This is a genomic window from Christiangramia sp. (genome assembly GCF_029937855.1).
Taxonomy (GTDB): Bacteria; Bacteroidota; Bacteroidia; order Flavobacteriales; family Flavobacteriaceae; genus Christiangramia.
This window is the reverse complement of the sequence record NZ_JAPYPC010000009.1, coordinates 78,837-98,432: the sequence shown is the minus strand read 5'-3', so window position 1 is coordinate 98,432 and position 19,596 is coordinate 78,837. Positions and strand designations below refer to the sequence as shown.

The window sequence follows — 19,596 nt, the reverse complement described above, 5'->3', positions numbered from 1 at the left end:
ATTCTTTCGATTATACCATCGAAGATGAAAATGGATTGACCGATACTGCTACAGTTACTGTAAATATTGCTTCAGAAAATGATGCACCAATAGCCGTGGATGATGTGGTAAACACTCCTGAAGATACCGAGGTTACTGTTTCCGTACTTGACAATGATTCAGATCCTGATGGGGATGAGCTATCGGTGATTTCTACTTCCAATGGCCCAGCCAACGGACAGGTTGTGATCAATAGCGATGGAACCATTACTTATACGCCGAACGAAAACTTTAACGGTACCGATTCTTTCGATTATACCATCGAAGATGAAAATGGATTGACCGATACTGCTACAGTTACTGTAAATATTGCTTCAGAAAATGATGCACCAATAGCCGTGGATGATGTGGTAAACACTCCTGAAGATACCGAGGTTACTGTTTCCGTACTTGACAATGATTCAGATCCTGATGGGGATGAGCTATCGGTGATTTCTACTTCCAATGGCCCAGCCAACGGACAGGTTGTGATCAATAGCGATGGAACCATTACTTATACGCCGAACGAAAACTTTAACGGTACCGATTCTTTCGATTATACCATCGAAGATGAAAATGGATTGACCGATACTGCTACAGTTACTGTAAATGTTACTTCAGAAAATGATGCGCCAATAGCTGTAGATGATGCAGCAACTACAGATCAGGATGTTCCTGTAAATATCGCTGTTCTAAACAATGACAGTGATATTGACGGTGATGAATTAATAGTTACTGAAACTATCGATCCTGAAAATGGAACTGTAGTAATAAATGAAAATGGAACGATTACTTACACTCCAAATGATAGTTTTACCGGTATAGATTCTTTTGAATATACTATTTCTGATGGAAATGGTGGAACCGATACGGCTACGGTAACTATCAATATTAATGATACCGAAGGTCCTGAAATAGTTTGTCCAGAAAATATAAATCTGGAAAATGATCCCGGAATTTGTGGTGCTGTGGTTGATTTTACCATTCCTGAATTTTCAGATAATTCAGGTTCTGCAACAATTGAACAAACCAGCGGTTTAGAACCCGGTGAGATTTTCCCTGTGGGAACAACCACGGTAAGCTTTACTGTAACCGATGACTCTGGAAACTCAAGCTCATGTAGTTTTGATGTAATTGTGACCGATTCCGAAACTCCGGTTATTGAAGAAATTAATGATATCACCCAAAATAGTAATGAAGGTATTTGTGGAGCTGTGGTTGATTTCGCCGAAGTTAACGCAACTGATAATTGCGGAATTGAAACTGTTGAAATCACCGAAGGACTGGCATCGGGATCTGAATTCCCGGTTGGAACTACTACAGTGACTTATACAGTAACCGATATAAATGGAAATGTTTCAACTGAAACTTTTACCGTAACAGTAATCGATAATGAAGCACCTGAAGTTACCTGTCCAACGAATATCACTGCGAGCACTGAAACTGGAGAGGCTTATGCTATTGTGAATTTTGAAAATGCAACTGCTACAGATAATTGTGAGGTAAGTGTTGAACAAACTGCCGGACCGGTTTCCGGTTCTCAGTTCCCAATAGGGACTACTACTGTAGAATTTACAGCTACAGATGCAGCTGGTAACTCTACAACTTGCAGCTTTACAATTACTGTTGAAGATAATGAGGATCCTAGCCTGGAATGCCCTTCAAATTATACTGGAGGAGTTGAAACAGGAGTATGTGGTGGCATTGTTGAATTTGAGACTCCTACTGGATTTGATAATTCCGGAGAGGTGAGCATAACCCAAACTGCAGGTCCCGCCAGTGGTGAACAATTCCCTGTAGGAACTACTACTGTTGAATTTACAGCTACAGATACAGCTGGTAACTCTACTACCTGTAGCTTTACGGTAACTATTACTGATGATGAAGCTCCACAAATAAGTGAGATGGATGATATCACCGTTAATACAGATACCGGTGTTTGTGGTGCTGTTGTAAACTTTGAAGATGCTACAGCTACAGATAATTGTGGAATTGAAAGTATGGTATTAACAGAAGGACTAGCTTCAGGATCTGAATTCCCGGTTGGAGAAACTACTGTAACCTATACTGCTACAGATACAGCAGGACAAACTGCAAGCACTAGCTTTACAGTAACTGTTGTAGACAATGAAGCGCCATCTATCACCTGTCCTGAAAGCTTTACGGTAAATGTGGAATTTGGAACCACATCAACTATAGTTACGTATGATGCGATCACTGCAACAGATAATTGCGGTGAAACAACCACCACAATGACTAGCGGTATTGCATCAGGTGAAGAATTTCCTCTAGGAGAAACAACTATTACCTATACAGTGACAGATAATAATGGAAATGAAGCAACTTGTAAATTCACAATCACTGTGGAGGAAGATCCTGCTCCTGCTCCTCCAGCTGGGCCATCTGTTTCAATAACACAACCCACCTGTGCTGAGCCAACAGGAACTATAACTGTTGAAACACAAACTGGGCTAACTTACAGTATTGATGGTGAAAACTTTATAGAAAGCGGTGTATTTACAGATCTGGCTCCAGGACTATATGATGTAGTTGCTCAGGATCAATTTGGACAAATTTCAGAATTTACAACTGTAGAGGTCAATGAACCGGTAGCTGAGGAAATAAACCTCGTAAATAACGGTGTGATAGATCTATGTATTGAAGACTCTACTTTTGATCTTTTCGAATTGTTCAGCGGAGATTTTGATGATACAGGTGTATGGATAGATACTAATAATACTGGTGCTATTGATAATGAATTTGTAGATCCTTCATTATTAGAAGTTGGTGAATATACTTTTGAATATCAGGTAAGTGGTATTTGTCCTTCCACTACTGAAGTAACATTATTGATAAATGATGACTGTATAGTATTAGATTGTAGTGTTGAAGATCTTAGAGACGGTATTTCAAAAGCAGTGACTCCAAACGGAGATAATATCAATGATTTCTTTGAGGTAGATCTGGATACAGAATGTGGCTTTACCTATGATCTGAAAATATTCAACAGATGGGGAGCCAAAGTATTTGATGCTAACAATTATCAGAATAACTGGGATGGTTACTCAGATAGCTCGTTTACAAGCTCGAATCAACTGCCTTCAGGAACTTATTTCTATGTTCTGGAAATCAGAAATAGTCAATTTGAACCAATACAAGGTTACATCTACTTAGGAACTAAATAAAAAAAGGGAAACCATGAAAAAAGTTTTTATAATCATATTGATTTTGTTTGTTGCTGCCCCAGGATTTTCGCAACAGCTCCCTCAGTTTACTCAATATATGTATAATACGATATCCATTAACCCTGCCTATGCAGGAAGTAGGGACGGATTTTCAATAACAGCTCTAAACCGTAACCAATGGGTAGGTGTAGATGGAGCGCCGGTAACACAGACTCTATCTATCAATTCGCCATTAAGAAATGATAAGATTGGTTTAGGATTATCAGTTATCAACGATAAGATTGGTGATGAGAATACCACTTTTGTTTATGGGGATTTCTCTTACCGGGTAGATCTTAGTGCAGAGGTAAGCTTAAGGTTAGGTCTTAAGGCGGGTGCCTATTATTACGGATTAGATGATCCTACCGGTGGTAACGATCCTTTCTTTTCAGATGAATTTAATAGATGGACACCAAATTTTGGAGCCGGCGCCTATCTTTCAGCTCAAAATTGGTATGTTGGTTTCTCAGCTCCTAAGCTTATTAATAAAGATAATAATCGTCTGGAAGAATTTAAAGCTTTGGAACAGGTACATTACTACCTTACTTCCGGTTACGTATTCGATTTAAATGAAAATTTTAAGCTAAGGCCTTCTGCCCTGGTAAAAGCTACCAGTGGCGCACCACTTTCAGTAGATATGACTGCAACAGCAATTTTCAACGAGAAATTTTATTTAGGAGCCAACTATCGTATCGATGACGCTATTGGAGCTTTTTTGGATATACAGTTATTCCCGGGCTTCCGTGCAGGATATGCGTATGAATATTCAATTTCTGATATTCAGCCTTATACTTCAGGATCACATGAATTCTTACTGATCTATGAATTCAGATTTAAGAACACCAGGTATAAATCACCCCGTTTCTTCTAACCTATAGTCTTTTATTATGAAAAATTTTTACTCTTTATTCCTGATACTTCTCTCCTGCTCTATTGGTGTGCAGGCACAGAGTGGTAAGCAAAAAAAGGCAGATAGACTTTATAAAGACTTTGCCTATTTGGAAGCAACCGATGTCTACAAAGAGCTTATCGAAAATGAATACAACATCACCTATAATTCGAAAAAATTAGGAGATGCTTATATGATGCTTCGTAGTCCTGAGAATGCGGTTTTTTATTATGGAGACATCATCGAAGACACTACTATTTCTCCTGAATATTATTATAAATATGCCCAGGCACTTCGCGGTGTAAAAAGATATGACGAATCCAGACAATGGCTTAAAAAATATCTTGAAAGCGGAAAGGAATCTACTGAAATTCAGAAGATGCTGAATAAAGACGAGTATAAAAGCAAAGCTACTTATAAACTGGAAAGTTCAGATTTTAATTCTGAAGTGAGTGATTTTGGAGTTTTTGTAAAAGACGATCAGATTTATTTCGTTTCGGCCAGGGCGAAGGATGTAAATGTAAAAGACAAAACCTATAGCTGGAATGGTGAACCTTTCCTGGATATGTATGTATTGGATAAAGCTTCTGGAAATGCCTCTCCTATTAGCGGAGACATAAATACAAAATTACATGATGGCCCTGCTGTGATTAGTCCTGATGGGCAAACCATGTTTTTCACCCGGAATAATTATTTAGACAATAAAGAAGGTAAAAGAGATAAAGAGAAAACAAACCACCTTAAGCTATATTCAGCTACAAATTCTGGAAAAGAATGGGTGAATATAAAGGAGCTTAGCTTTAATAGCAACGAATATTCCGTGGGACATCCTTCCCTATCCCCAGACGGTAAAACCCTTTATTTTACTTCAGACATGCCAAATGGTTTCGGCGGAACTGATATATATAAAGTAGCCATAGATGAAAATGGAAACTTCGGAACACCTGAAAATTTAGGTGATTCAGTAAATACAGAGTTTGATGAAACCTTTCCATTTATGGATACCGACGGGACTTTATACTTCTCCTCTAATGGCCATGCAGGCTTAGGTCTATTTGATATTTTTAAAATGACCGATGATGATGGAATTGAAAATCTAGGCGAACCTATCAACAGCAATTTGGATGATTTTGCATATTTCCAGGTAGCAGATTCTCGTGAAGGCTATATCTCTACCAATCGCGACGGTGGAAGTGACGATATTTATGTTTTCAACAAATTAAATCCGCTAATTCTTAAAGGTACGGTGAACGATGCCATAAATGGAAATCCCATTCCGGAAGCTACAGTGCGATTGATGGATGAAAATGGGGAGCAAATGGCTTTCCTTGAAACTGATAAAGATGGAAATTATGAAACCGAGATTCCCAGAGATAAGACAATTCCCGTAGAAGCTAAGGAAATAGAGTATCAAACCTTTGAGGGAGAAATAAGTTCGGAAGATTCAGATGATAAAGATGAAATGCGTTATGACATTCAACTAAATCCGGTTAAGGACGTAGAATATCTTGCTGAAATTGACAATATCTATTTTGACTTTGATAAATCGAATATAAGGCCAGATGCAGCTCAGGAACTTGCTAAACTGGTAGATCTTATGCAAAATGAATATCCAGAACTTGTTATAGAAATAAGCTCTCATACAGATCGCAGGGGAAGCAATGCCTATAACGAGAAGCTTGCAGAAAGAAGGGCAAAATCAACTTATGACTATCTAATTTCAGAAGGAATTTCAGAAGACAGACTGGAATATAAAAGTTTTGGAGAAACCAAACCGGCTATAAACTGTGATCGTTGTTCAGAAAAAGACCATCAATTAAATAGAAGATCAATGTTTAGCGTTGTTAAAATGAAATAAATAGCTAACTAACCTGAAGGAAAGAGGCATTTTGAATTATTGCTGACTCCCCCCTACCATTCCGTATACTACGGAAGTAGACAGCAAAATTCAGGTAGCCTCTTTCTATTTATTTTTAAAATTACTAAAATCGATCACGGGGTTCTTAATACCAATATGGATTATTAAAATAATGTAAATCGACCCCAACAAATCGATTGAAAAGAAAAAGGTTCAGCCTCTAGCCTGAACCTTTTTCGATTTATTTCCGTAAGTATTACCAGTATTCAAATCTATATTAGCTCCATAGGGTTTTAACATTTTTTGGCATAATTCCTGAACTATATAGAAAAAATTGTAAAAATCAGCGGTTAAATCTGCTTAAAATAATACTTATGAAACTGAGAAATTTATTAATACTCCATTGTCTTTTCTTCCTGGTTTTTACTTCCTGTACCAAGGATGAGGAGGTTATGGAAAATACTGAAAACAGAACGGAAAATGTTGTTAATCCTCCTGAAAATGAAGAATTAGAAGTTGAGAATTTCGTGTACAACGGGCTTAATGAAATTTACCTTTATAAAGCTGATGTCCCCGAATTGGCTGATAACTTTTTTTCTACCTCCAATGAAAAGCAGGAATTTTTAGCCGGGACTTCTTCCCCTGAAGCACTATTTGATGACCTTACCGCTCCTTTTGATCGTTTTAGTTTTATAACAGACGATTACAACAGCCTGGAAGAACGTTTTCAGGGAATGAGTGGTGCAACCGGGATTAAATTCGGGATAGGCCAGATTTCAGGAACAGGAAATGTTTTCGGCATTATTAGATATGTATTGCCAAATACTTCTGCTGCTGAAGCCGGTCTTAAAAGAGGAAATATCTTTACTGAAATTAATGGACAAAAGCTTACTTCTTCTAATTTCCAAAGGCTTATAGCGATGGAAACCATCACCATTAATGTTGGTTATGTAGAGGACAATCAAATTGTACTCACTAATAATGAGGTAACCTTAACCGATGATGCTTATACCGAAAACCCTATTTATATCTCCAAAACCTTTTATATTTCAGGAAAGAAAATTGGCTATATCATGTATAATAGCTTTATAGCAAACTTTGATGATGAACTAAATAACGCTTTCGGAGACTTTAAAGCAGAGGGAATTACAGACTTAATACTTGACCTTAGGTATAATGGCGGCGGTTCGGTAGAATCAGCTAAAGACCTTTCGAGTATGATCACAGGGCAATTCAATGAAAAAGTTTTTATAAAAGAAAGATGGAATGACAAATACCAGAATCATTTTGAAAATCAAAATCCTGAAGCTTTAATTAATAGATTTGATGATAAACTAAGAAATGGCACTGCTATTAACAGTTTAAACCTTTCAGAAGTTTATGTACTTACTTCAGGCTCCAGTGCTTCAGCAAGTGAACTTGTTATAAATGCCTTGAATCCTTATATAAATGTTATTCAGGTAGGTGATAGAACCGTAGGTAAATTTCAGGCATCAGTAACTTTATATGACAGTGAAGATTTTGGTAAGGCGGGTGCAAGCAGCAATCATACCTATGCAATGCAACCCCTGGTGTATAAATCCATTAATTCGGTTGGGGTATCAGATTATGTGGATGGCCTTGAACCCGATATTAGCTATGTAGAGAATTTAAATGATTTTGGAGTTCTGGGTGAATCAAATGAACCCTTGCTTGAAAAAGCTATCAATGATATTTTGGGACGTTCTCAAACCAATAAATCAGCTATTCAAAGATTAGATTTTAATCAGCTTGGAGAAAGTGGAATGAATAATATTGAATATCAGAGAATGTACATTAATGAGCTGCCGAAGCTTGATAAATAAATAGCTCTATACAAGACTGCTTAGAATGTCCGGAAATTGTCCTAGCGAAGATCCATAATAATAGGATCTCAAACCTAATTATCCTACTACGATACTTTCATCTATGGCTTTTTTAAGCAGTCTTTTCCTTGTCATTTTTAAAAGTATTATCATATTTCAAAATGAAATGGGTATACTTAAAGAAGTAGATACCTCCTTCCACACATCCGGAACTGCTTTTTCTGGCATACATTCCTATCTGTACGGGTTTCGGCCACTAAAGGCGAAATAAACCGGAAGAAGACCAAGACGCAGGGTAAACCTAATATTTGTGCATTTAAATTACTTAGTGTTAATCAACATTTAAAATACCGATTCCTTTTCGCAAAGCCTAAGCATAAAAAAAGGTTCAGCCTCTAGCCTGAACCTTTTTTACAATTTGGGGGGAAAACAAAACTTACTTTTTTATCTTTTTATAAAAATATTGGTGAAATAATTTTTTCCATCTGCATCCTGCCTTACTGAAATTCCAAAATGAGTATAATCTCCTTCAATATTTTCTTTGTGTCCTTTACTCTTCAACCAGGCATTTACAACTGCCTGTGAGGTCCTATACCCATAACCTACATTCTCTCCAACCTTATCGGCTCCAACCTCCTGTATTAAAAATGAGGAACGCTGGGAAAAATTATCATGGCTAACTACACCCTGGGATATCATATACTGGTTATGCTTTTCAGATTCTATGGAAAGGTTTACCATTGGCTTTAATTCAATTAAATTCAATGCCCTTCTATATAAGTTTATCTCTTCAAGGATTTCTACCTCAATAGAATTATAATTATATTCTAATCTTTCTGTTACTACCTGATCATAGGAAGAAACTTCTTCAGATAAATTATCTTTCGAACAAGATGTAAGAAAAAGTGTACATAATATGAATGTTAATCCTGGTAAAGTAATTTTTCTCATAGGTCAATATGTTAGATTCAGGGAAGATAAATCTACATATTTTACCGATTAAAGACACATCGTAATTAATAAAATATTAAAATTTGGCTTATTTTAACATTTTATGTAGGAATTTACGGCATTTTTACTCTGTTTCAGTCGTTTAAAAACTTAATTTGAATGATCTAAGAATTGGTTATTCAACGATTATTTCCTTTCCATCATCGGCTAAAATGATATTGGGAAATATTTCAGAAGCCTCTTCGCGGAACAATTCAATATTTTCATAGCGGGTAGAATAATGGCCAAGGATAAGTTTCTCTACTTCAGCAGCTTTGGCTATTGTGGCAGCTTGTTTTGCGGTGGTATGCTTTGTAGGAAACGCAAGCTCCAATTGATCTTCCAGGAAGGTGGATTCATGGTATAATGCCGTGGTATGCTTTATTAAGGGTACCAAATCCATATCAAAGACAGTATCACTACAAAAAGCATAGGAATTTGGTGCAGGTGGATCTGCGGTTACCAGGTGATTCGGAATAAGTTTTCCATCTTCAGAAACCACATCCTTCCCTTTTTTTAGACTTCTGAATAAAGTATAATCAATATTATATTCCTCGGCTTTATCTATAAGCAATTTTCTATCTCCTGCTTTTTCCTTAAAAAGAAATCCATTCGTGTAGACCCTATGCTTTAGTGGCAAGGTGCTAATAACCACTTTAGAATCTTCAAATAAAATTTCAGGTTCCCTGGAGGTTAATTCGTGGAAGATTAATGGGAAATTAGTCCAGGAATTGGCTAATTTCAGCTGTAAGCTTATAATTTCCTTAATGCCTTTTGGTCCGTAAATATGGAGTTCGTTTTCCCGGTTGAGCAATCTAAAGGTAGATACCAAACCCACCAGCCCATAAAAATGATCACCGTGTAGGTGCGATATAAAGATGTGCTTGATTTTTGAAAATTTGATCTTGTTGCGCCTTAACTGTACCTGAGTTCCCTCTCCACAATCAATCAAAAATAAATGATTTTTAATTTCGAGAACCTGTGATGTAGGGTTAGTAAAACTACGAGGGGTGGCTGCATAACAACCAAGAATGCTTATTTTCATTCAACTTTAATTTTCAATTCGGGGCCAAAGGATTTTTAAAATCCAAGATCTCTCTGGATCTCATCCATTTGTATCATATCTTCTGCCTCCTGAAGTGTAGGCACTATCACTAGCTCTTCCGGAAGTTCATCAATTCCCAGAGAATCATTTATTAGAATAAAACTTCTATTCTCAGCTCTGTGAACATTAGAAATTTCAAGAAATGCCAACAATTGATCTGCAGAAATATTTGGATGCTGAGTAAGATTTACCACCACATTTTCCTTCTGGATCTCGATATGCTGCTTTGTAAGCTTTGAAGAAAACTCGGTTAAAGAATCATTTTCATTTTCAACAAGCAGGAAATTTTCTTTTTTGGTGATTTTCATATAAGTTTTTTATTTCAAAGATAAAGTAAAACAAAAATCCAAATAAAAAGTGTCTCTATTGCTTGATTTTCGAAGCTAAAAGATAAATCACAGCCATCCTAACAGCGACTCCGTTTTGGACCTGGTCCAGGATAATAGCATGATCTGAATCTGCAACGTCACTGGTAATTTCTACTCCGCGGTTTATAGGGCCGGGATGCATCACCACAATTTCTTTATTTAAATTATCCAAAAGCTTTTTGTTCAGGCCAAACTGCTTTACATATTCACGAGTGCTGGGAAAATAGCTAATATCCATACGCTCATTCTGTACCCTTAGCATATTTGCCACGTCGCACCATTCCAAAGCAGCCTTCAAATCCATCTCCACTCCTACTCCAAGTGATTCAATATGTTTGGGCAATAAAGTTTTGGGGCCACATACTTTTACTTCAGCTCCCTGAAGTTTTAAAGCAAAAATATTGGATAGCGCGACCCTGCTATGCAAAATATCACCTACAATAACTACTTTTTTACCTTTTACATCCCCAAGTTTTTCCCTGATGGAATACGAATCCAATAAAGCCTGGGTTGGATGTTCATGTGCACCATCTCCGGCATTTATAATACTGGCCTTAACATGTTTGGAAAGAAATATACCTGCCCCGGGATTGGGATGTCTCATCACCACCATATCCACTTTCATAGACAGAATGTTATTTACGGTATCAATGAGGGTTTCGCCTTTCTTAACCGAAGAGGACGCTGCTGAAAAATTAATAACATCTGCACTTAATCTTTTCTCGGCAAGTTCAAAAGACAACCTCGTTCTGGTGCTGTTTTCAAAAAATAGATTGGCGATGGTAATATCCCTGAGTGAGGGTACTTTTTTAATAGGCCGGTTGATTACTTCTTTAAAATGATCGGCTGTTTTGAAAATTAGATCTATATCGTCGGGCTTCAGGTATTTAATTCCCAATAAGTGATCTACACTTAATTCGCTACTCATTTTTTATCTATTTTGAAATAAGATAAACCGCATCTTCCCCATCATTTTCTTTCCAGCTCACCTTTACTTTTTCCTCATTAATTGCATCTACCTGCCTGCCGTTATAATCTGGCTGAATGGGCAAATGCCTGCTAAACCTTCTGTCTATCAGGCTCAAAAGTTCAATCTCATCGGGTCTGCCAAATGATTGGATCGCCGTTAATGCTGCACGTATGCTTCGGCCTGTATAAAGCACATCATCAATAAAGACCACACACTTATCTTCTACTACAAAATCAATTTTGGTTTTATTGGCTTCGAGGGGTTTCTCTCCCCTTCTAAAATCGTCTCTATAAAAAGTGATATCCAGCTGACCGGTTTTGATATTTTCGAGACCGTATTCCTCCTTCAGAATTTTATGTATCCTATTGGCCACATGCACTCCCCTGGGCTGAATACCTACAAGAACCGTATTTTTAAAATCTGTATGTTTTTCTACTAATTGACAAGCCAAACGATGTAGAATAATATTGAGTTGGGTAGCGTCTAATAGTACTTTCCGGCTCATAAGTCTAATTGTAGATTGGCACAAAAGTAATGTTTTTTTTGGATTGAATTATATGTTTTAGGTGATCTTATAATTTCCTAAACACAATGTAACATTTGTATTTAGTAAATTTAAAAGGCTGAAAAGCTAATCCGAAAAAGTTGAAAAAGGAAAAAAATTTAAAGGATGTTCAAAAGCGAAGAAATAAGATGGTTTTTTGAAACTGAAAATTCTTCTATCAGCAAATGGTTTGAAGAAAACAGTTATACTTTCGAAAATACCAATCCCAGGAAGGACTATTATCTTCCATTACAAAAAGAAGATATCGGGATAAAATTGAGGGAAGGCAATGTTGAAATTAAAAACAGAATAAATAGATCTGAAAAAGAGAAATTCTGCAAAGCCGAGGGCTATTTCGAAAGTTATATCAAATGGAGTTTCTCTTCTACTGAAAAAGACTCTTTGTATGAAGAAATCGTTGAAGAAGAAAAATACAATTGGATTGGAGTATCTAAAGAAAGGCTGTCTTTTAAACTTAATAAAGATGCTGATAAAGGATTTGTAAAGATTAAATCTGACGAATTTATCTCTTCTGGCTGTCAAATAGAATATACCAGGGTCAAATTAAAGGACGACATCTGGTATACTTTTGGAATTGAATGCTTTGGGGATAAAGAGCTAAAATGCGGGCTTTCACTCATTGAGGAAATCATAGAAAATGCTGAACTTAAAGCTGAAAACTCTATGGGCTATGCAGAGTTTTTAAACCGATGTTTATAATAAAATAAAAAACTTCTCAAAACCGATGATAACCGAGGCAAGCTGAAGGGGTACTTCGCCGTACCAATAGTTATCGGTATTATTTCGACCTCCCCAGCCAAAACCGGGATATCTTATTTCCCCATACCCCGAACTACAAAAAAGCGGTTCCGATCTATACCAAAGGAGATATAAAACGGAAACCCTGAGACAGAGTCATCGGGGAATTTTTAAAGTTAAATTTCCACGCCTATGGATATAAGAAAATCTACAATTTCTTTTTCTACAATATTTGTATCCTGAGACTTGATACCACTCCCAATAAAATGCGTTTCCGGGGTTTCCAAAGACTTTAAAACTTTTTGAGAATCTGGAGTTGAAAATAATTTATATACTTCCTTATATATGTCTACTTCCACATGTTCGTCTTCTTCCATAAAATTCTTGTGGTAGTATAAAGTAAGTACCGGGGATTTTACTTTTTTAAAAGTACTGTGAAGCATGGTTGTTTCCACAAGTACCTGCAAATCTACCAAAGCTTTTGAAGGATATATCGTATCCCAATATTGAGTTGCTATTTCCTGTTCATGCTCAATTTTCTTATTTTTTCCGAAAGATATGAGACTGGCAATCTCATAACCCCAGGGAGTATTCAGCACAAAAGTTCCTGGCTGATCATCTTCAAGATTGGGAGATAAATTAATAATACAATAAACCTGGTCTGGATATTCAGCGGCAAGTTTAATTGCTAAAGTACCTCCCGTAGAGGTACTCATAATAATCACCTTATCTCCTATCCTCTTTCCAATAGCCAAAGCTTCTTTTGCAGATTTCCATGCATTTTCCGCTGAAAAATTGTTCAGGGAAGCAGGTGATTTAAGCCCGTGACCTGCCCATCTAGCCATAAAAATATTTGCATTAAGCGTATCAGCTATATTTTTATTTACCGGATATCCATCCCTGTAACTTCCTGCGAAACCATGTAGGTAAACAATACTATACGATGTTTTTTTCGGAATGGAATCCTGCCATAAAATCCTTGCCTGATTATCCTGCCGAACCGGCATGGAATCTTCTTTAATCCTAATATACTCCTGAAGATTTTCCAGGCGAGATGGCAATGCTGGTAATTTTTGAGAGTACTCGGGGGTTTCGGGAACCGGGCCAGAAATATAGGCTATGCCAAGAGCTATGAGAAGAAATAAAATAGCCCAGTATCTTTTTTTCATATCCAATGATAAGAATAATATCTAATTTTAAAACACTTACTCTTGAAATAACTCATGTTGAGTAAGCTTCAGTCTTAAATAAGCTTCTGGAATATTGAGCAGGAGACTCTAAATTTTACAGTAAATTTACTGCTAATCATAAAGTGATCCCATGAGAAATCTCCTTTATCTGTTCGTATTTTTAGTTTCTATCACTCTATATTCTCAGCAAATGCCAGTGATTTCTGAAATGCTAAAAGAATCTCCCGCTATCCCTGGCAAATCTAATTATTTAAACTCTCCCTTCGTAAATGCTGGAAACAGATTATATCTTGTGGGACATCAGGATGGTAGTTTTCCGGAATTGGGTTGGCATATCAAAGATGAAATGGGCGGAATATGGAATCATCCCATTAAGCTATTTGACGGATTTGAAGCAGTACTCTCTCATGCCGGTGATTCCTTAATCCTGAATAATGCAGGTACTTTTATAAATTATCCCGTAGCCAGTTCTCATCATTTTAGATGGGAAGCCCTGGGAATTGAAATAGAAAGATGGCAATTTGTTCCAGATGAAAAGGAAAGTATTGCTATACAATTTATAATTAAAAATAATTCTGAAACAGCCAGGGAACTGGATTTTACATTTAAAGCTTTTTCTGACTTAAGGCCAACCTGGCTGGGCGAAAGAACAAATATGACCGATGGAAAAGATAAAGCTCTTTATAACCGGAATGCCGACTACTGGTTTATTAGAGATAGCCTGAATTCCTGGAGTGCTGTGTACCGTGCAGATAGGGATTCAGATTTTCAACAAAGTCTATCTTCAAAATATAAAGGATTGGGAACGGGAACATTACTGGGTTACAATCTATCAATTCCTGCCGGAAGTTCAGAATTAATTACCTTTTATCTGGCAGGATCGTATAATTCTGTTTCTCAAACTTTAAAAAATTTTCGGGATATTCAGGAGAATCTCAGTAAAGAGATAATAGCAAAGAGAGATCGCTACAAGAATTTGGCGGAAAGATCCCGGCTCACTATTCCAGATAAAAACTTACAGGAAACTTTTGAATGGCTCAAATACAATTCGGCATGGCTGGTTCAGGAAGTGCCTAAAATTGGAAAAGGCATCACGGCAGGAATCCCGGATTATCCGTGGTGGTTTGGGGTAGATAGCGAATATGCCTTGAAAGGCTATATGGCAGTGGGACAAACCGAGCCGGTTTATAGCACTATTAATTTATTAGACAGTGTTTCTATGGCAGTAAACGGGAATGGCAGAATTATCCATGAAATGTCTACGAACGGAGCTGTTTTTAACAAGGGAAATATCAATGAAACTCCTCAATTTGCTTCATTGATCTGGGAAATCTATAAATGGAATGGTAATAGGGAATTTTTGGAAAAATACTTTCCAACGATCCAAAAAGGCTTAAACTGGCTCCTTTCAGAAAATGACGCCAATAAAAATCTGTTTCCAGACGGATTCGGAATGATGGAAATTCATGGCCTCAACAGTGAAATGATAGATGTGGCGGTTTATACCCAAAAAGCTTTTGAAGATGCTTCCCTTATCGCTACCGAACTTGGAAAAGTTGATACTGCGGAAACTTATAAGGAAATGGCTGCCAATTTAAAGAAGAAGATTAACCAAGAGTTCTGGTCAGATGAATTTGGCTCTTATGCAGATTTTATCGGAACCGATGAGCAGGCATTACGGCTAATAGATGATGCCATCATTAGGGCCGATACATTAGAAAAACCCTGGTCTGTAAAAGAGCTGAAGAATACAAAAAAATATATATTAAATAATCCATCAGATAAACCCAGGCCCTTTGTACTTCATCATAATTGGGTTGTTAACACTCCCATGGAAATGGGAATAGCAGATCCTGAAAAGGCTGAAATTGCGCTAAAGACAGCAGAAGAATTTACCAATCCTTTTGGTGTTTTTGTAACAGGAATAGATCGTGATGAAACTGCGGGCACCGATGAATCCTCCTTTAAAGGAAGTGAGATATTTTCTTATACGGGAGCGGTAATGACGCTACCCACCGGAGTTTTGGCAATTGCTGAAACCAATTATGGGAATCCAGATAAAGCTATAGATTATTTAAGGAGAATGACCAGGACTTTTAGTTATGCCTTACCGGGAAGCATGTATGAAGTTTCCCCAGATTATGGGATGATCACTCAAGCCTGGAATATTTATAGTTTTGCCATTCCCATTGTCCAGCAGTTCTTTGGGATCCAGCCAATGGCTTCGGAAAAAACCATTACCATACATCCTCAATTTCCATCCTCCTGGAAGGTAGCTTCGCTGGAAAATGTGAAGATTTCTGATAACTCTGTTTCCATTTTTTATTCGGAAGAAAATGGCAGGATATCAGTAAAAATTACCCAAACTCAACCAGAATGGAAGCTCCGGATAATCTTTCCCCTGACTGATTTTGAAATCGAAGGAGAACTTATTTCAGAAGAAACTGGTAAAAATTCAGTATTTATTATGACTGGAAAAGAGATTCATATTTCGACAAAGTAATGAATAAAAAAACCCCGGATAAAAATTCCGGGGCTTTTCAAAAACAATTGTTTATTCAATAAACAAACCTGCAATCGCATTAACTTCTGCCATTGTTAAAGGTTCGTCAAAAGCTTCTGTCACAGCCGCATCTCCACCAAAATTTTCAAAATCTCCTGAGAGATTTATACCAAGATGGGTTGTATTGGCTTCTCCGGCATAAATAGGATCAAAAGCATCACCTAAATTATGATTATCGAAAGTGATCCATCCTTTTGATCCCCTCATTCTTCTTACCTGGCTTGCATGCCTTGCCTCTACCGAATGTATCTGTAAAGCATACCGCAATAAAGTATCATTGTCTGCTAAAGCACCTGCCTGTCCTTTATAAGCACGCACTCCAGTATCTTCGAATCCCTGAGATAATGCTAAAAAAGTATCGTAATTGTCAAATGGATTGAAAGCCCCGCCAACTGTAAAATCAAAATTTGGTTTAGCGATTGCATCATCACCAAGAGCCGCAAGCAGGAAATCTACATGAGCCTGTTCGTGGTCCAGGATTAATCCAAAAACATCTTTGTCTCTTTCTGGTATTACTCCTGAATCTATTCCCATATCATAGAAATCTCGTTCCAGGTATTCTAAGGTTAATGCAAAATTAAGTACCTCGGTTGGCGAAGCCTGATAAGCAGCCGATGACATAGACATGGTAGCTGCGGAAGTTTCCTTACTGGTGGCGGCCATCGCAAATGGAATTGATACCAAAGCAAAATCTTTACCTGTTTTTTTTATTTTATTCAAAGTATTTCTTCTGGACATCCTGGAATTAAGTATCTCAGGATCAGAAATGTTTTCTAAAAATTTTATAATATTCATGATTTTTTCTTTTTAAAATTTATGTTTCAGTTATGCAGTTGGGAAATTATTGGTAATAAGTTTTGTTTCCAGAAACCCGGTTGCCTTAACGGCCTGCAGTACTTCCAATGGTGGAGTAGCCTTATCATAAGCCGGCCCTGTACCAAGAAGTTTTACCAGAATTTCATCTGAAGCAAAATTAGTGGTACCTGGCGCAATTAAGTTTCTAATAGCCGAAGCATGCCTTGCTTCCACAGAAACGATTTTCCCAGCTACCAATAAATAATCGAGATTTTCAAGTAATTCCCCGGCACCGTTATAAGCTGAAACACCGGTATCTTCCAGTATTTGGGAAACAGTTAATACATTAGCCCGATCACTAAAATCTACACTGCTAAAATCAAAAATAAGATCTGGTGCTACTTTCCCCGGAGGTGCAACTGTATTTAAAGCCTTTTTGAAAAATTCCCGATGTATTACTTCATGATAATACAAATCGGTAAAAATTTGTTCTTCATTATCTTCTACAGGTGTAAAAGATAATCCACTCTCAGTTACAACTTTAGCATAAAATGCTGCCTCTAACTGTTCAAGGATATAAGCATAGTTCAGAATCGCCAGGTCTCCTTTTCCAAGGTTAAAAACCTGTCCCTGTCCTTCTCCTTTTCCTTTAGCGTCGGCTACTTGCAAATCTTCATCTAAATTTTCATCGCTACAGGAATACATGAACAACCCGGTTCCTGCAACCAGGAGTCCCGATTTTTTAAGAAATTTTCTCCTTGAATTGTTCTTTTCGCCAGATCCGAGATCTGCAAATTCCACATTAATCATGTGTTTTTTCATAATTATATATTTAATGGTTAATAAAAATTCAAATCTTTATCAAAATATACGTAACATATAAGCTGCTGGTTTTCAGTTTATTAAAATTTTATACTAATAAAAGAACAATTAACAGTTAAAGGGGAGTTTAGTTGTCATATTCTCAATTTCAGCGATATTTTAAGAGAAGTAATGAAAGAGGATTCTTAGAGGAAATAAGAGGTTTTAGTAAAAACTAACTCCGGTTGTCAAATAAAAAACCTTTCCTAAAACTTTTTGATGGTCCGCAAAATATTGTAAACTGGTAAATTCTGTTATTTTCAAGTTGTTTCAGAATCTTATTTCCGTATAAATCAAAGTCAGATGGATACTCCGCAAGATTTTAAGAGAGAAAGCGGATATTCATTAAACCATTTACTTTTATTATCGGAATTTAAATTTTTTCTTCTTACCTGCTTCAGAAGATTTTTTTTAAATCGACAGATTCCTACGAGCTATACGTCGCGGTTTTCGCTATATCTCAATTTGCAGTCGTACCAGATTTTTCGCAGTTCCGGGTGAGGAGAAAGAAAAGATTAAGATGGATTTGAAAGCATTTTATTTCCAATAAGTATTGAATTGCCTAAAACAAGTTTTTCAGAAAGAAAATTTTTAATATAAATTTTGTAGAGGCAATTCCTGAAGCTTTTTTATATAAGCTTTTCCCTTTCAGAATGGTGAATTGCTTTTTCACTATCCCTGAAATAGCAGGTGCTAACATTCATGCTTTCTATATTAGCCATCACTTTCTGAACTTTTTTATTCTGTTTGTGGGAAGTTTGTCGCACATATACTGCTTTAATATTCCTGGGAAAAGTTTTGCAAATACGCTCATAGATATAAGGATCATGCTGGGAATCGTCACCGATGAGGACATATTCAAGTTTTGGATAAAAAGAAATAATATCTTTAATTTTAACAAATTTGTGATCATGGTTGCCCCTCCCCGATCTCACAAAATCCCGTAAGCCTGTTTTTATTTTTTTCAGTTTAATGACGGCTTTTGGTAGTTCATGCAAATCGGCAAATTCAGTAATAAAATCATATAAATTCCATTCACTGCTGGATACATAGAAAAACGAATTAGAAGACTCTTCACTATCCTGCCCTGCCTTGCTCAGCCTCTTATAATGATTAACCACATCATTAAATATCTTTCTTTTATTGAGATTTTTAGAAAGCATAACATAGAGTTTCTTAAAAAAACTATTGCTATGAGAAATTAAGAAAGTATCGTCTATATCTGAAATTATTCCCAGTTTCCCAGGATATGGTTTAAGAATCTCACCTAATTCCACCATTCCAAAATCAAACATTTTGCAACTCACCTCGTAGGTATGCCAGCCAGGTTCAATATTAGCTTTGTAGGGAATGGTAAATCTAAAATAGCCATCGTCCTGAGTTTTGGTGGTCACATCCAGATCTTTAAATTTTAGACGGATTTCAAAGTTCTTCAAAGGCTTTATTCGAAACTTATGCAGTATGGAATAGGCATGTTTGATCCCCCTCCTTTCAATGCTGTATTTATCTGGAGCCCAGGATTCGAATAAATGACCAAAAACGATAAGTTCTTCTTCGTTCAAATATCCGCGATACAGCTTAAGATCTAATTTCAAAATATTGGCGTTTTTTTTAAATT

15 protein-coding genes are annotated in these 19,596 nt (G+C 36.7%); 6 read left to right on the top strand and 9 right to left on the bottom strand.

Annotated features, from left to right (window positions below):
• The 4 genes from Q1K34_RS07155 to Q1K34_RS07140 form a co-directional block, all read left to right on the top strand.
• A partial coding sequence (locus Q1K34_RS07155; RefSeq protein WP_300436448.1) for an HYR domain-containing protein occupies positions 1-3,203 on the top strand: 3,203 nt, incomplete at its 5' end.
• Between the two features lie 13 nt (positions 3,204-3,216).
• Positions 3,217-4,113: a type IX secretion system membrane protein PorP/SprF gene (locus tag Q1K34_RS07150; protein WP_300436445.1), complete on the top strand. Its 897-nt coding sequence runs from the start codon at positions 3,217-3,219 to the stop codon at positions 4,111-4,113.
• Positions 4,114-4,129: 16 nt separating this feature from the next.
• Positions 4,130-5,989 (top strand): OmpA family protein, encoded by a 1,860-nt coding sequence (locus Q1K34_RS07145; RefSeq protein WP_300436443.1) that lies wholly within the window; start codon positions 4,130-4,132, stop codon positions 5,987-5,989.
• 374 nt (positions 5,990-6,363) lie between these two features.
• Positions 6,364-7,833 (top strand): S41 family peptidase, encoded by a 1,470-nt coding sequence (locus Q1K34_RS07140; protein WP_300436440.1) that lies wholly within the window; start codon positions 6,364-6,366, stop codon positions 7,831-7,833.
• A gap of 444 nt (positions 7,834-8,277) precedes the next feature.
• Here the strand turns inward: Q1K34_RS07140 and Q1K34_RS07135 are convergent, their stop codons facing one another.
• From Q1K34_RS07135 to pyrR, 5 genes are all read right to left on the bottom strand, one after another.
• Entirely contained in the window at positions 8,278-8,784 is a 507-nt protein-coding gene (locus tag Q1K34_RS07135; protein WP_300436437.1) for a CAP domain-containing protein, read from the bottom strand.
• A 175-nt stretch (positions 8,785-8,959) separates the two neighbouring features.
• The gene (locus Q1K34_RS07130) at positions 8,960-9,868 is read right to left on the bottom strand and encodes a ribonuclease Z (RefSeq protein ID WP_300436433.1); all 909 of its coding nucleotides are present in this window, start codon (positions 9,866-9,868) and stop codon (positions 8,960-8,962) included.
• 35 nt (positions 9,869-9,903) lie between these two features.
• Positions 9,904-10,236: a ribonuclease Z gene (locus Q1K34_RS07125; protein ID WP_300436429.1), complete on the bottom strand. Its 333-nt coding sequence runs from the start codon at positions 10,234-10,236 to the stop codon at positions 9,904-9,906.
• A 55-nt stretch (positions 10,237-10,291) separates the two neighbouring features.
• Positions 10,292-11,224, bottom strand: coding sequence for an aspartate carbamoyltransferase catalytic subunit (locus tag Q1K34_RS07120; protein WP_300436426.1), 933 nt, complete (start codon positions 11,222-11,224; stop codon positions 10,292-10,294).
• Positions 11,225-11,231: 7 nt separating this feature from the next.
• Positions 11,232-11,771, bottom strand: a complete 540-nt coding sequence (gene pyrR, locus Q1K34_RS07115; protein ID WP_300436423.1) for a bifunctional pyr operon transcriptional regulator/uracil phosphoribosyltransferase PyrR — start codon at positions 11,769-11,771, stop codon at positions 11,232-11,234.
• A gap of 165 nt (positions 11,772-11,936) precedes the next feature.
• Here pyrR and Q1K34_RS07110 point away from each other — a divergent pair, with 165 nt between their 5' ends.
• The gene (locus Q1K34_RS07110) at positions 11,937-12,530 is read left to right on the top strand and encodes a hypothetical protein (RefSeq protein WP_300436420.1); all 594 of its coding nucleotides are present in this window, start codon (positions 11,937-11,939) and stop codon (positions 12,528-12,530) included.
• 215 nt (positions 12,531-12,745) lie between these two features.
• Here the strand turns inward: Q1K34_RS07110 and Q1K34_RS07105 are convergent, their stop codons facing one another.
• On the bottom strand, positions 12,746-13,738 hold the full coding sequence (locus Q1K34_RS07105) for an alpha/beta fold hydrolase (RefSeq protein ID WP_300436417.1): 993 nt from the start codon (positions 13,736-13,738) through the stop codon (positions 12,746-12,748).
• A gap of 151 nt (positions 13,739-13,889) precedes the next feature.
• Here Q1K34_RS07105 and Q1K34_RS07100 point away from each other — a divergent pair, with 151 nt between their 5' ends.
• Entirely contained in the window at positions 13,890-16,262 is a 2,373-nt protein-coding gene (locus Q1K34_RS07100; RefSeq protein WP_300436414.1) for a glycogen debranching protein, read from the top strand.
• 51 nt (positions 16,263-16,313) lie between these two features.
• Here Q1K34_RS07100 and Q1K34_RS07095 read toward each other — a convergent pair whose 3' ends face one another.
• The 3 genes from Q1K34_RS07095 to Q1K34_RS07085 form a co-directional block, all read right to left on the bottom strand.
• Entirely contained in the window at positions 16,314-17,117 is an 804-nt protein-coding gene (locus tag Q1K34_RS07095) for a ferritin-like domain-containing protein (RefSeq protein WP_300436412.1), read from the bottom strand.
• A 30-nt stretch (positions 17,118-17,147) separates the two neighbouring features.
• Entirely contained in the window at positions 17,148-17,939 is a 792-nt protein-coding gene (locus Q1K34_RS07090; RefSeq protein WP_300436409.1) for a ferritin-like domain-containing protein, read from the bottom strand.
• 668 nt (positions 17,940-18,607) lie between these two features.
• Entirely contained in the window at positions 18,608-19,573 is a 966-nt protein-coding gene (locus Q1K34_RS07085; protein ID WP_300436406.1) for an App1 family protein, read from the bottom strand.
• Positions 19,574-19,596 lie beyond the last annotated feature (23 nt).

Bases quoted from the DNA above. Each gene is read 5' to 3' on its own strand.
- Q1K34_RS07150 (WP_300436445.1), top strand. From the start codon at position 3,217: ATGAAAAAAGTTTTTATAATCATATTGATTTTGTTTGTTGCTGCCCCA.
- Q1K34_RS07145 (WP_300436443.1), top strand. From the start codon at position 4,130: ATGAAAAATTTTTACTCTTTATTCCTGATACTTCTCTCCTGCTCTATT.
- Q1K34_RS07140 (WP_300436440.1), top strand. From the start codon at position 6,364: ATGAAACTGAGAAATTTATTAATACTCCATTGTCTTTTCTTCCTGGTT.
- Q1K34_RS07135 (WP_300436437.1), bottom strand. From the start codon at position 8,784: ATGAGAAAAATTACTTTACCAGGATTAACATTCATATTATGTACACTT.
- Q1K34_RS07130 (WP_300436433.1), bottom strand. From the start codon at position 9,868: ATGAAAATAAGCATTCTTGGTTGTTATGCAGCCACCCCTCGTAGTTTT.
- Q1K34_RS07125 (WP_300436429.1), bottom strand. From the start codon at position 10,236: ATGAAAATCACCAAAAAAGAAAATTTCCTGCTTGTTGAAAATGAAAAT.
- Q1K34_RS07120 (WP_300436426.1), bottom strand. From the start codon at position 11,224: ATGAGTAGCGAATTAAGTGTAGATCACTTATTGGGAATTAAATACCTG.
- pyrR (WP_300436423.1), bottom strand. From the start codon at position 11,771: ATGAGCCGGAAAGTACTATTAGACGCTACCCAACTCAATATTATTCTA.
- Q1K34_RS07110 (WP_300436420.1), top strand. From the start codon at position 11,937: ATGTTCAAAAGCGAAGAAATAAGATGGTTTTTTGAAACTGAAAATTCT.
- Q1K34_RS07105 (WP_300436417.1), bottom strand. From the start codon at position 13,738: ATGAAAAAAAGATACTGGGCTATTTTATTTCTTCTCATAGCTCTTGGC.
- Q1K34_RS07100 (WP_300436414.1), top strand. From the start codon at position 13,890: ATGAGAAATCTCCTTTATCTGTTCGTATTTTTAGTTTCTATCACTCTA.
- Q1K34_RS07095 (WP_300436412.1), bottom strand. From the start codon at position 17,117: ATGAATATTATAAAATTTTTAGAAAACATTTCTGATCCTGAGATACTT.
- Q1K34_RS07090 (WP_300436409.1), bottom strand. From the start codon at position 17,939: ATGAAAAAACACATGATTAATGTGGAATTTGCAGATCTCGGATCTGGC.